General features: G+C 46.4%; 9 protein-coding genes and 1 riboswitch. Of the genes, 8 read left to right on the top strand and 1 reads right to left on the bottom strand.

The window, feature by feature from the left end; genetic code table 11:
* Positions 1 to 77: 77 nt before the first annotated feature.
* The 3 genes from metH (at position 78) to ABLT31_RS10795 (ending at position 6,180) form a co-directional block, all read left to right on the top strand.
* Positions 78 to 3,518, top strand: a complete 3,441-nt coding sequence (metH, locus tag ABLT31_RS10805) for a methionine synthase (RefSeq protein ID WP_367751525.1) — start codon at positions 78 to 80, stop codon at positions 3,516 to 3,518.
* A gap of 13 nt (positions 3,519 to 3,531) precedes the next feature.
* A riboswitch (SAM riboswitch) is annotated at positions 3,532 to 3,638 on the top strand.
* Positions 3,639 to 3,700: 62 nt separating this feature from the next.
* Entirely contained in the window at positions 3,701 to 4,966 is a 1,266-nt protein-coding gene (locus tag ABLT31_RS10800; RefSeq protein ID WP_367751524.1) for a homoserine dehydrogenase, read from the top strand.
* Positions 4,967 to 5,019: 53 nt separating this feature from the next.
* A complete protein-coding gene (locus tag ABLT31_RS10795; protein WP_367751523.1) occupies positions 5,020 to 6,180 on the top strand; it encodes an aminotransferase A in 1,161 nt (386 codons plus the stop codon).
* A 115-nt stretch (positions 6,181 to 6,295) separates the two neighbouring features.
* Here the strand turns inward: ABLT31_RS10795 and ABLT31_RS10790 are convergent, their stop codons facing one another.
* Entirely contained in the window at positions 6,296 to 7,330 is a 1,035-nt protein-coding gene (locus ABLT31_RS10790; RefSeq protein ID WP_367751752.1) for a ThiF family adenylyltransferase, read from the bottom strand.
* A gap of 147 nt (positions 7,331 to 7,477) precedes the next feature.
* Between ABLT31_RS10790 and ABLT31_RS10785 the strand changes: the two genes are divergently transcribed.
* The 5 genes from ABLT31_RS10785 to ABLT31_RS10765 all read left to right on the top strand — a co-directional run bounded on the left by ABLT31_RS10785 (position 7,478) and on the right by ABLT31_RS10765 (position 13,127).
* On the top strand, positions 7,478 to 8,173 hold the full coding sequence (locus ABLT31_RS10785) for a response regulator transcription factor (protein WP_367751522.1): 696 nt from the start codon (positions 7,478 to 7,480) through the stop codon (positions 8,171 to 8,173).
* On the top strand, positions 8,170 to 9,522 hold the full coding sequence (locus tag ABLT31_RS10780) for a HAMP domain-containing sensor histidine kinase (RefSeq protein WP_367751521.1): 1,353 nt from the start codon (positions 8,170 to 8,172) through the stop codon (positions 9,520 to 9,522). Before ABLT31_RS10785 ends, ABLT31_RS10780 begins: the two co-directional genes overlap by 4 nt.
* 67 nt (positions 9,523 to 9,589) lie before the next feature.
* Positions 9,590 to 10,111, top strand: a complete 522-nt coding sequence (locus ABLT31_RS10775; protein WP_367751520.1) for a PepSY domain-containing protein — start codon at positions 9,590 to 9,592, stop codon at positions 10,109 to 10,111.
* Between the two features lie 117 nt (positions 10,112 to 10,228).
* Complete coding sequence (locus tag ABLT31_RS10770; protein ID WP_367751519.1) at positions 10,229 to 10,795, top strand: PepSY domain-containing protein; 567 nt, start codon at positions 10,229 to 10,231, stop codon at positions 10,793 to 10,795.
* A 526-nt stretch (positions 10,796 to 11,321) separates the two neighbouring features.
* Positions 11,322 to 13,127, top strand: a complete 1,806-nt coding sequence (locus tag ABLT31_RS10765; RefSeq protein WP_367751518.1) for an aldehyde ferredoxin oxidoreductase family protein — start codon at positions 11,322 to 11,324, stop codon at positions 13,125 to 13,127.
* Positions 13,128 to 13,153 lie beyond the last annotated feature (26 nt).

The following is a 13,153-nucleotide window of genomic DNA, read 5'->3' as shown; positions in this document are numbered from 1 at the left end:
CAGCTTACGCGCGTACATTTGGATGTTAAACTATTTTAAATAGTATCGACATGAAGGAAGTGGAGGGAGAGAGGACTATGGCTAAGATTAGCATGAAGCAGCAATTAGAAAAGAAAATCCTCATCCTGGATGGAGCAATGGGGACAATGATCCAACAGGCGAATTTAACGGAAGAAGACTTCGGAGGCGAAGCGCTGGATGGCTGTAATGAGATGCTGAATCTCACGCGTCCTGATTTGATTCGCCAGATACATGAAGAATATCTAGAGGCTGGCGCCGATATTATCGAGACCAATACGTTTGGTGCCACCAGCGTCGTTTTAGCGGAATATGACTTGCAAAATCAAGCGGTAGAGATCAACCTAGAGGCAGCGAGGCTTGCCAAAGAAGCAGTAGATAAGTATTCAACGCCGGAATGGCCCCGCTATGTAGCCGGGTCCATGGGGCCGACGACCAAAACGCTGTCGGTAACAGGTGGAGTGACCTTTGAAGAGCTGATCGAAACCTATTATGAACAGGCAAAAGCCCTGATTCAAGGGGGAGTCGACGTTCTGCTCCTAGAAACGGCCCAAGATATGCTGAATGTGAAGGCAGGCAGCATTGGAATTCGAAAAGCCTTCGATGAATTAGACACAGAGATTCCAGTGATGATCTCAGGTACAATCGAGCCAATGGGAACCACCTTGGCGGGTCAAAATATTGAAGCTTTCTATATCTCCTTAGAGCATTTAAAGCCAGTCTCTGTTGGTTTGAACTGCGCTACGGGACCTGAATTCATGCGCGACCATATTCGTACCCTTTCCGAGCTTGCGCAGTGTGCGGTAAGCTGTTATCCGAATGCCGGGCTTCCGGATGAGAATGGGCATTACCATGAATCTCCGCAAGCTCTTGCGACGAAGCTTGCCGGTTTTGCCGAAAAGGGTTGGCTCAATGTGGCAGGAGGCTGCTGCGGAACGACTCCGGAGCATATCCGAGCGATTGCTGAGCAGTTGAAGGATTATAGTCCTAGAACCGAAACTAAGCCTCACGGACATGTGGTATCAGGCATTGAGCCTGTCTATTTGGAAGCCGACAACCGGCCATTGTTTGTGGGCGAGCGGACAAACGTCATCGGCTCCAAGAAATTCCGCGATTTAATTAAGGAAGGCAAATACGAAGATGCATCCGAAATCGCCCGCGCGCAGGTGAAGAAAGGGGCCCACATCATTGACGTGTGCCTAGCGGATCCGGATCGCGATGAAGCGGAAGATATGAGCAAATTCCTAAGCTTTGTGGTCAATAAAGTGAAGGTTCCTTTGATGATTGACTCCACAGATGCCGAAGTCATCGAGTTGAGCCTTAAGTTCTCCCAAGGGAAAGCGATCATCAACTCCATTAATCTCGAAGACGGGGAGGAGCGTTTCGAGCAAGTCGCCCCGCTGATCAAAACCTATGGAGCTGCAGTAGTTGTCGGAACGATTGACGAAAGCGGGATGGCGGTTACCCGAGAGAAAAAATTAGAGGTTGCAAAACGTTCCTACGATTTATTGGTGAACAAATACGGTCTGAATCCGCTCGATATTATCTTTGATCCGTTGGTGTTCCCGGTAGGGACGGGCGATGAGGCATACATCGGCGCAGCGCTTGAAACCGTTGAGGGAATTCGCCTGATTAAAGAAGCGATGCCGCAGTGCCAAACGATCTTAGGTGTGAGTAATGTTTCCTTTGGCTTGCCTGCAGCAGGCCGTGAAGTTTTAAATGCGGTTTTCCTTTACCACTGTACAAAGGCTGGCTTGGATTATGCGATTGTTAATACGGAAAAGCTAGAGCGCTTTGCTTCGATTCCGGAAGCAGAGAGAAAGCTTTCCGAGGACCTTCTGTTCCGCACCAATGATGCCACGCTTGCTGAGTTTACTGCTTTTTACCGCGAGAAGAAAACGGTGAAGAAGGAAGCTGCCAGCAATTTGACGCTGGAGGAGCGCCTTGCTCAATATATTGTGGAAGGAACAAAGGATGGGCTTCTTAAGGATCTCGATGAAGCATTAACGAAGTATCCGCCTTTGGATATCATTAATGGACCGCTGATGGCAGGGATGAGTGAAGTAGGCCGTCTGTTTAACAATAATGAATTGATTGTCGCCGAAGTTTTGCAAAGTGCGGAAGTGATGAAAACGTCCGTTGCGTACCTTGAGCCGCATATGGAAAAAGCATCTTCCTCTGTCAAAGGGAAAATCCTTTTGGCTACGGTAAAAGGCGACGTGCATGATATCGGAAAAAACCTGGTAGAAATCATTTTATCCAATAATGGATACCAAATCGTAAACTTAGGGATTAAGGTTCCGCCTGCGGATCTTATCCGCGCTTACCGGGAAGAAAAGCCGGATGCCATCGGACTTTCCGGACTATTGGTAAAATCTGCCCAACAGATGGTCACCACGGCCCAGGATTTGAAAACGGCTGGTATTGATGTGCCGATCATGGTTGGGGGAGCGGCGTTAACCCGAAAGTTTACGGAAAATCGAATTGCTCCAGAATATGACGGACTCGTGCTTTATGCAAAAGATGCAATGTACGGGCTGGATCTGGCCAATCAACTGATGGATAAACAGCTGAGAGAGCAAATGGTTGCTCAATTGAAGGAAGCTCGTTTAGCCAAATTGCAATCGGAAGAAACGGCGGTTGAGGCACCGGCAGAAGCGGATTCCCAGCCAAAGGTTTCCGATATTGACCGCCAGGCACCGATTTTCCAGGCACCAGACTTCGAGCCGCATGTTCTGAAGAATTATCCCCTTTCCTATCTCCAGCCGTATCTGAACTGGAGAATGCTCTTAGGCAAGCATATGGGATTGCGCGGCAACGTGGAGCGCTTGATTGAAGAAGGGGACAGCAAGGCGCTGGAGCTGAAAGAAGTAATGGACCAATTGCTTTCGGAGGCTAGGGAGCAAGGGCTGATTCAAACCAACGGAATCTACCAGTTCTTCCCGGCACAGGCCTCTGGTAATGACGTGATCATCTATGATCCGAAGGACCACTCGAAGGTTCTGGAACGCTTTACCTTCCCTCGTCAGAAGGAAGCGCCATACCTATGTTTGGCCGATTTCCTTCGTCCTGTGGAGAGCGGCGAGATGGATAGCGTAGGCTTCCTCGTTGTAACGGCGGGTCAAGGGATCCGGGAGATTGCAGGAGTTTGGAAAGACAAGGGAGAATATGTGCGTTCCCATGCTGTTCAAGCCTTGGCGCTGGAATTGGCCGAGGCGTTTGCGGAGCGACTTCACCATGTGATGCGGGACAGCTGGGGCTTCCCTGATCCGGCTGATATGACGATGCTGGAGCGATTCGGCGCCCGTTATCAAGGAATTCGCGTATCGTTCGGCTATCCGGCATGCCCGAACTTGGAGGATCAGGAAAAGCTGTTTAAACTGATTAATCCAGGGCAAATCGGCATAGAATTGACGGATGGATTTATGATGGAGCCGGAAGCTTCCGTTTCCGCTATGGTCTTTGCCCATCCGCAAGCGAAGTACTTTAACGCAGACTAATAAAATAATGAAGCTCTTATCAAGAGAGGTGGAGGGAATGGCCCGATGAAACCCGGCAACCGCCAGCATGCATAGCTGGAATGGTGCCAATTCCAGCAGGTTTAGCCTGAGAGATAAGAGGAGGGCAAAGGGCCTCTTCTTATGAAGAGGTCTTTTTTTTTACTATATTAAGGAGGGATGTTATGATGGATCAGATTCGAATAGGTTTACTTGGGTTAGGAACGGTAGGGACAGGCGTTGTGAAAACGATCCGCCTTCAAGAGGAAAAATTGTCCGAGCGTTTGGGGAAGAAGGTGCAAATCGTTAAGATCCTCGTAAAGGATGTCTTGAAGCCAAGACCGGTGGAGGTCAATCCTGGTTTGCTGACTACGGATTTTGCAGATGTCTTGAAGGAGAAGCCCGATGTAATTATTGAAGTCATGGGAGGACTGCAACCAGCCTTTCAATACATAAATCAGGCGATTGAAAAAGGCTGCCATGTCGTAACGGCCAATAAGGAGCTTTTGGCAAAATGGGGAGATAAGCTGATCCGTACAGCCAATCAGCATCAAGTGCATCTCTTTTACGAAGCGAGTGTTGCGGGAGGGATACCAGTCATCAGTGTCCTTCGCCACTTTCTGCGGACCAACGATATCAGCGAGATTAAGGGGATCCTCAATGGCACGACCAATTACATCTTGACGCAGATGGAACAGCATGGCAAAAGCTATGATGACGTGTTAAAGGAAGCCCAGCAGCTGGGCTATGCGGAAACGGATCCGACGTCAGATGTGGAAGGTTTTGATGCGCTCTATAAAGCCACGATCTTGTCCCAGCTTCTTTTCGGGAAAGCCCCTGCCGTGGATGAAGCTTCCCGGGAGGGGATCAGCCGCATCACAATTGAAGAGATAGGACTGGCTAAAGCGTTGGGATACCGGTTTAAGCTGATCGCTCAAGTCAAAGGGGAAAAGGATGGGGTTCAGGTATCCGTCAGGCCGTCCCTGCTCCCTTTTAGCCATTCCTTAGCTCAAATTGAGGATGCATTCAATGCTGTGCAATTGACTGGAAATATTGTGGGGGATTTGCTGTTCACCGGAATAGGAGCTGGAGAGTTTCCAACTGCGAGTGCCGTTGTGGAGGATCTGGCCTATTTGCTTTCCCAGCCAGTTCTAGCGCAGCCTGAGTGGAGCATTGCGGAAGGGAAGAAGGCGGATCCCGCGTTTAAACGGGCATATTTTGTTTATTGGGATCAGAATAAGAGTCCATTGGCCTTTCATGACTTGCTGCACCAGTTGGAAGAAGCGAATTGTAAAATTTTAACCCAGATCGGACAGGAGAGCGAAAAAATGGGTCTGGTGGTAGAAGGAGATTTCCGCATCGAACAGTTGGCTCATGTTGGGGTCTACCCGATCCTTGGAACGATAAATGCAGAAATTACTGCCGATGAAAACATTCCGCTTGTAATCTAGTCCAAGTTTTGTTCATAATGTAGGCAAACCCTACGAAGAAAAGGATGATAGTATTGGAACATCTACTCAACAAGAGAGTCCAGGAAATTCAAATTTCCGGTATCCGCAAATTTTCCAACAAAGTAGCGCAATATCCGGATGCGATCTCCCTAACGATCGGTCAGCCGGATTTCCCGACTCCTGAGCACATTAAGGAAGCTGGCAAACAAGCCATTGACGATAACAAGACGACGTATACGCAAAATGCCGGGCTGATCCAGCTCAGAAAGGCTGCCTGTCAGTTTCTTGAGCACCAGTACGGTCTTTCTTACGATCCAGAGACCGAAGTGATTACAACCAATGGAGCAAGTGAGGCGATTGACATCGCGTTTCGGACCATTTTGGAGGAAGGCAGCGAAGTCATCCTGCCTGGGCCAATCTACCCTGGATATGAACCCCTGATTAAATTATGCGGTGCCGTTCCCGTATACGTCGATACGCGCAAAAGTGATTTTAAAGTGAGTGCCGAGATGATTGCGAAGCATTTGACCGAAAAAACCCGCTGCATCATCTTGCCCTATCCTTCCAATCCAACGGGTGTGGTTCTGGATCAGGAATCAATTCAGGAGATAGCGGCTTTGCTTCAAGATAAGAAGATTTTTGTCTTGTCTGATGAGATTTACAGTGAGCTTCTTTATAGCGGCCAGCATCAGTCGATCGCTGCGATCCCAGGGTTAAGAGAAAAAACGATAGTCATCAATGGTTTGTCCAAGTCCCATTCCATGACGGGCTGGCGGATTGGATTTACTTTCGCTCCAGCTTACATCACCCAGCAGATGCTAAAGGTCCATCAGTACAATGTGACGTGCGCGAGCACCATTAGCCAGTACGCGGCTGTTGAGGCGCTTACGAACGGGATCCACGATGCAGACGCGATGAAAGGGGACTATAAAGTCCGTCGGGAGTATGTGTACGAGCGATTGGTTGCCATGAAGCTGGACGTCGTCAAGCCGGAAGGGGCCTTTTACATTTTTCCTTCCATTGAAAAGTATGGTTTAGATTCCTTTGACTTCGCCACACAATTGCTAGAAAAAGAAAGACTGGCCGTCGTGCCTGGCTCAGCTTTCTCGGAGTACGGGGAAGGCTTTGTCAGATTGTCTTATGCTTACTCTATGGAAGTGTTGAAAGAGGGATTGGATCGCTTCGAGAGATTTATTCGGTCTATCGAGGGCTGATAGGCGGCTGTGAGAGAGCAGGAGGTTTGAGAGATAGAGGAACTTTTTTCCTCTATCTCAGCTTTTTTTTATCTTCTTTTTAAAAATAAGGGAAATTACTTCCTCTATTTCTACGTTAATTCCCCACATACTTCGCGTACAGTGTTCTCGCTACACTCATATCATCGGTCCCTTGGATGAGAACCCGTCCATCTCGGAAAAACACCAGGGTGCGACCATCAATGTGAAAACGGAGAAGAAACGCATTTTGTTCCACCGCTCCAATTGGCTGCAGTCGATCAGCCAGCTCGCCTAGATCAATCGTTCTCTTCACGCGAGGTACGACCTGTACCGTATCTCTTCCGCATAAGGAACTGAAGTCCTCGCCGCTTTCCGTTAGGGGGTTCAGGAATTCGAATTCTCCCCGGCCGCAGGCGGGGCATCCTTCATTCCGCCCTTTGCTGATATTCATTTGCATATGCTGGTTAGTCCAAAGCTCGAATTGCTCCAGATTCGGATTCATGTGATCTATAGCGCCAGTCAGGAGCTTCAGCCCCTCTACGGCCTGGTATGACGCAATGATATGGATAATGGGGCCGATTACCCCTGTCGTGTCGCAAGTTTCCCCGCGTCCAGAAGGGGGGGAGGGAAACAGGCAGCGATAGCATGGGGTTTCGTAAGGGCGAATGGCGGCAAACATGCCCTTTGAACTGACAGCTCCCCCATACACCCATGGAATGCGGTGCTTAACGGCAATATCATTGATGAGATACCTTACCGTAAAGTTATCTGTTCCATCTAAAATCAGGTCGACATCCGTCAGCAGGCTTTCTCCATTGGTGGCATTCAGATCGGCAATGATGGGTTCTACGGTGACAAGGGAATTGATTTTCCTCAGCTTGTTCGCTCCGGCAATGGCTTTCGGCAAGTGCTGTTTGGCATCTTCTTCATCATAAAGCATCTGGCGCTGGAGATTGCTGTCTTCCACGAAGTCCCGATCAATAATCCGGACAAACCCTACCCCTGCGCGCACCATATGATTGGAAAGAACAGTGCCTAAGGCCCCCATGCCCACAACGGCTACCCGGGCTTCCTTTAATTTATCCTGGCCTGTGCGGCCAATGGGCTGAAACAGTATTTGTCTTGAGTAACGGCTTTGGTAGGCATCCATTGAAATTCCCCGCCCTTCATTCTTTTTCTTAACCGTAATGGAATGGAGAGAAAATTGCAATCGTTTAGTGAAGAGTAAAACTAATGATTTCACCTGTGATTTCTGCTAGTCTTGCTTTATACGATTCCAAATTAAGGAGGGATCCCATTGCAGAAGAATTCTATTCTGGTTGTCGAGGATGAGGAGAAGATTGCCAGGCTGTTGGAGCTTGAACTTGGATATGAAGGCTATGCGGTTACAAAGGCAATTGACGGACTTGAGGCGTTGGATTTATACAGGACGAAAAAATGGGATTTAATTTTATTGGATGTGATGCTTCCTGGTTTGAGCGGCATTGAGCTGTTGCGACGGATTCGAGCTCATGATCGGATTACGCCTGTTCTGCTGCTAACAGCAAAAAGCTCTGTCGAGGATAAAGTATCAGGTCTTGATTTGGGAGCCAATGATTATATAACCAAACCATTTCAAATTGAAGAGCTTCTTGCCAGAATTCGGGCAGCGCTAAGAAACAAGGCGGTTGAACCAAAAGAAGAAGCAAGCAGCTGGCTAACGATTGCTGATTTGAAGCTGAATGAAAAAACAAGAGAAGTATTTAGAGGAGAAAAACCCGTTGAATTGACACCAAGAGAGTTTGACTTGCTGGTTTATCTCATGATCCATAAGAGGCAAGTACTACATCGTGATCAAATTTTAGAGGCGGTTTGGGGCTATGACTTTTTCGGGGATACCAATGTCGTGGATGTCTATATTCGATATGTCAGGAAAAAAATTGATATTTCGGATAGTTCGTCTTTAATTCATACGATTCGCGGTGTGGGTTATGTGATAAAGGAAACCAAATGAAGCTTCAGAATAAAATCAACCTGTATACAGCCGTTTTATTTGCTTCCCTGCTCATTTTGATTAATTTTTCTATCTATTATTTATTCAGCAACTTAATTCTCGACAGCGAACTTAAAACCGCAAAAGACGAAATGAAAAAAATCGCCACAACCTTCAATGAATCGCTTGGTACCATCCCAGAGAGAGAACTGCTGCGTGCTTATGTGCCGATTGATGGCATGATTCTGGTCGTAAAGGAAGACAACGGGAGTGCACCTGCGGTAACTTCTCCTGCGGAGCAAGATTTAAGCAAGCGCACAGAAGAATATTATACTTCAGAAGTCAGCAAGACGATTGTTGAAAATGGTCGTACTTATGCTTTTGGATCCATGCCCATTATTCTGCCCGATGGTAATGTCGCCAATCTGCAGATTACAAAAAGCATTCAAACTACTATTGAAAATATAAGGATTCTTCAGCTCGTTTTAATCGGGGTTACCATCCTAGCGATGATTCCTGTTATGATTTCAAGCCGCGTTCTCAGTAATCTCATCACAAAGCCGGTCACCACGATGATCGCAACGATGACTGACATTAGGCAAAGCGGCCAGTTCAAACGGCTTTCCCTAGAAGAAAAGTCGAAAGATGAGCTTCATCAAATGGGAGAAACATTTAATCATATGATCGATTTGCTGGAGACGAATTTTGAGAAACAAAAACAGTTTGTGTCCAATGCTTCGCACGAGCTCAAGACGCCGCTAACCGTGATTGAAAGCTATGCAAGCCTTTTAAAAAGACGAGGGTTGAAGGAGCCTGAGCTTTTTGATGAATCCATCGAGGCTATTCATTCCGAGGCGATCCGGATGAAGGAACTGACAGAGCAGCTTTTATTGCTGGCTAAGCATAATGAGCAGTGGAATATCAAGCGGAGTCTAGTAAATCTTCCTGAGTTTTTGGAGCAAACCGTCAAATCCTTCCAAAGTGCTTATGATAGAGAAATTAGGATGGAATATGAAAATACGGAAATGCCTATGGTTGAAACGGATGAACAAAAGCTGAAACAATTGTTGTTTATCTTCCTGGACAATGCGAGGAAATATAGTGATGACATCATTAGGTTATCCATCGGAGCTAGTAATGTAGAGGGGTATATTAGGATCATTGATCGGGGGATTGGCATTCACCAAGATGACTTGCCCAAAGTTTTTGACCGTTTTTACAGGGTGGATAAGGCGAGAACGAGGAAGAACGGCGGCTCAGGTCTGGGATTATCCTTAGCTAAGGAAATCGCTGAGGCCATTGGTGTCCAGATTAAGCTTGAGAGCATAGAGGGAGTCGGAACAACGGCCACTATCGTGTTAAAAAATTGATCCATTTCTCAGCTTTTTCTCATGTTTCTATTAGAGAATAGAGAAAGAAATAAGGTGAGGTGTAAGGATGAGAAAACGATGGATATGGATGATCTTTATTATATTGCTTGCAATCGTTCTTTTTATTCCCTTTCGGCTATGGGGAGGACTGAATCCTTCTGCAGAGACGATGTCGAAAGAAGAGGTTCAAGAGTTCATAAAAAATAGCTACCAGGGAGAGACAACAGCAATTGATTTAAAGGGTGACCAGTACTTGATTGAAATGAATCGAGAGAATGTCCTCTATAACGTGGCATTGGATGCCTATACCGGCGAAGTATTATCTTTATCAAGAATAGATCCAAAGCCTGAAGATCAAACGGAGGAAACACCCAATCCAAATAACGAGCAGCCTAAAACTCTAACGGAACAAGAAGCCGCTGAAATCGCTTTGAAAGAGGTTAATGGAAGGGTTGAAGATGTGGATTTTGAAACCTTTAATGATAATTCTTTTTATCTCGTTGAAATAGAGACTGAGGATGATAGGGAAGCTGTAGTACAGATTCATGCTATCACAGGCAAAGTGTTGACCATCACCTGGGATGATTAATAATTAAAAGCGTCTCCAAGTTTTCTCATGAAATTCTAATGTTTCTATCCTTTTCCTCTCATCTTCACTGGTTATATTGTAAATGTGGCAAAGATAACCATGAAGGAGGAAAATAAAATGAAACAAAAATTTTTAGTTGGCGTATTGTCAGCGACCGTAATCTTGGGCAGTGCAGTGGCAGCGGGTGCAGCCAATAAGGATATTAAAGCGGTTAATCCCCAGAATGCAACAGAGGGCAAGGAAATCATCTCAATAGAAGAAGCTCAAAAAATAGCCCAGTCAAAAGCGGAAGGCTATGTAGAGAGCTTAGAGCTGGAGAGTCGTTTAGGGAAGCCTTACTATGATGTGGACATTGAAAATAAAGATCTGGAATATGATATCCACATCGACGCTTATACTGGAGAAGTGCTGTCCGTCAAGGAAAAAATCAATGATGACGATGACGGTGATCGAGACGATCGCACTGTGTATGCCCAATCATCGAACCAAAATCTCCTTTCTGAAAAACAAGCAACAGAAATCGCTGAAAAAGCTGCAAATGGAACGGTGAGGGAAATGAAATTAGATGAAGAAGATGGCCGAATGGTTTACGAATTTGAATTCGTCACGAGCCAAGGGGAAACGGAAATTGAAATTGATGCAGTCACAGGAAAAGTGCTTAAAATGGAGCATGACGATAACTGATACTCTGCTAAAAGAGGCGGTTCCAAAAGGTCGGTAAAACCGACCTTTTGGTATTCATGCCTTGGTATGTCAACTTAATGTTGACGTAAGTGGAGAACAGACACTTAAAACCAAAATCAAACAAGATAAAGTCAAAAAAATGGGAAATCCTCCAATTAATCCACTTCGATCCCCTTATTTCAGTCCATTCACTGCCAATAGTAGGCGGATTTCCACTTAAACTTAAATCAAAGTCATGATTTGGGTGTTTAATTGGACAATATCCACTTACTTCAAAACCTATCCACCTTTACCCCGCCAATCTTACAACCCACACTTTGCCAATCCGCATCATTTAATTTCAACTAATTCTTTAACTTACACTCTATTTATCTTAATCTAGATTCAATTAGTTCAGAATTTTGTCACAGGGTTAAAAATTTAATGTATTCATCAGATGTGTTAGAAGGATTTAGAAAGTCTCTGTAGAAATATCTATAAGGTAGTAATCGTTTTCAAGATATGCAGAACAAGGAGGGGTAACGCAATGTTTGGTGGATTTAAAAACAAGGAAATTATCGTAAATTTATCAAGCGGCCAGGTCGAATACCGCCAGTTAGACGAAGAGCTAGTAAAGAAATATATCGGCGGAAGAGGACTGGGAGTAAAATATGTGCTAGACAATGGTCCAGAAGTGGAAGCTTTGTCGGAGGATAACATTCTCTGCTTGATGACAGGTCCTGTAACAGGCTCCAGATCATCAATGAGTGGACGCTTATGTATGGTAACCAAGTCGCCATTGACCGGTACGGTAACCGACTCCCATATGGGGGGATGGTCGGCTGCGCGCTTGAAGTGGGCAGGCATCGACAATGTGATCTTTAAAGGAAAAAGCGACAAGCCAGTCTACTTGTATATTGAGGAAGGCCAAGCCGAGCTTCGTGATGCCAGTGAGCTTTGGGGACATAGTACAAGAGCCACAGTAAAAGCTATGCAAGAGCGCTATGGCAAAGAAGATCTAAGTGTCGTTTGCATAGGACAAGCTGGGGAAAACAAGGTTCTGTATGCTGGCTTTATGAACGAGCACGACCGTGCAGCAGGACGCGGAGGTACGGGTGCTGTTGCGGGATTCAAAAACCTGAAGGCCATCGTCATTAAAGCTGCACAGAAAGGCAATATGCCTGAACCGGCTCAAGAAGAAGAATATAAAAAAGCGAACCAGAAAGCGGTAAAGGCGATTTTGGAAGGTGCTTTAACGGCACCTAAAAAGGGTGGCTTATCCGTTTACGGTACGAATGTATTAACAAGCATCATCAATGAAGTAGGTGCTATGCCAACAAGGAACTCCCAGGTAACGCACTTCGAAGGAGCCGAAGGGCATAGCGGCGAAACGGTAAACGCTACATTGCTTGTTGCGGATAATACCTGTCACGCCTGTCCTGTAGCTTGTAAGAAAGAAGTTGAAGTGAAGGAAGGGAAGTACAAGACCAGAGTAGAAAGCTTTGAGTACGAATCCGGCTGGGCGCTAGGGGCCAACTGCGGACTTAGCGATGCGGCACCGATTGCTTATATGATTGACCAATGCAACGAATACGGAATGGATACGATCGAGCTGGGGAACGCGCTCTCCTGTGCGATGGAAGCCTATGAAAAAGGTCTAATCGAAGAGAAGATCGAGTGGGGAGACGCCGATCGGATGATCCAATTGGCGGAGGATATTGCCTTCCGCAGAGGGTTCGGAAACATCTTGGCTGACGGACCTACCCGCGCGGCGATCCAATTCGGAGAACCAGGCTTAGCGATGGCTGTTAAAGGTCAATCCATCCCAGCTTACGATCCTCGCGGTATCCAGGGAATCGGTTTGGGCTATGCAACCAGTAACCGTGGTGCATGTCACCTTCGCGGATATACCGTAGCGAGTGAAATCGCGGGTATCCCAGAGCCAACTGACCGCTTAAAGCCGGAAGGAAAAGGGGAACTTTTGAAGATATTCCAAGACCTCTTGTCCTTCTCCGATTCTATGAATATTTGCAAGTTCTCTTCTTTCTCCGAGAATGCGGAAAACTATGCGGAACAGTATTCAGCCATGACGGGAATTCCGTTTACAGCGGATGATGTGATGAAAGCGGGAGAGCGTATCTATAACCTCGAGCGTCACTACAATAACCTAGCTGGATTCAATAAGCGTGAAGATGATTTCTTGCCGAAGCGCTTCACGGAAGAAGTAGCTACGGGCAATAGTGCTGGCCATGTAAGCCGGATGGATATCATGCTGGACGAATACTATCATGTTCGTGGCTGGGTTGATGGCATTGTGCCGGAAAGCAAGCTGAAGGAACTAGGAATTCTATAGGGAATGAGAAAAAGGTGGGGCCTAGG

It is taken from the genome of Ammoniphilus soli (assembly GCF_040813775.1).
The sequence above is the reverse complement of the archived record's forward strand: the minus strand, read 5'-3'. Positions and strand labels throughout refer to the sequence as shown.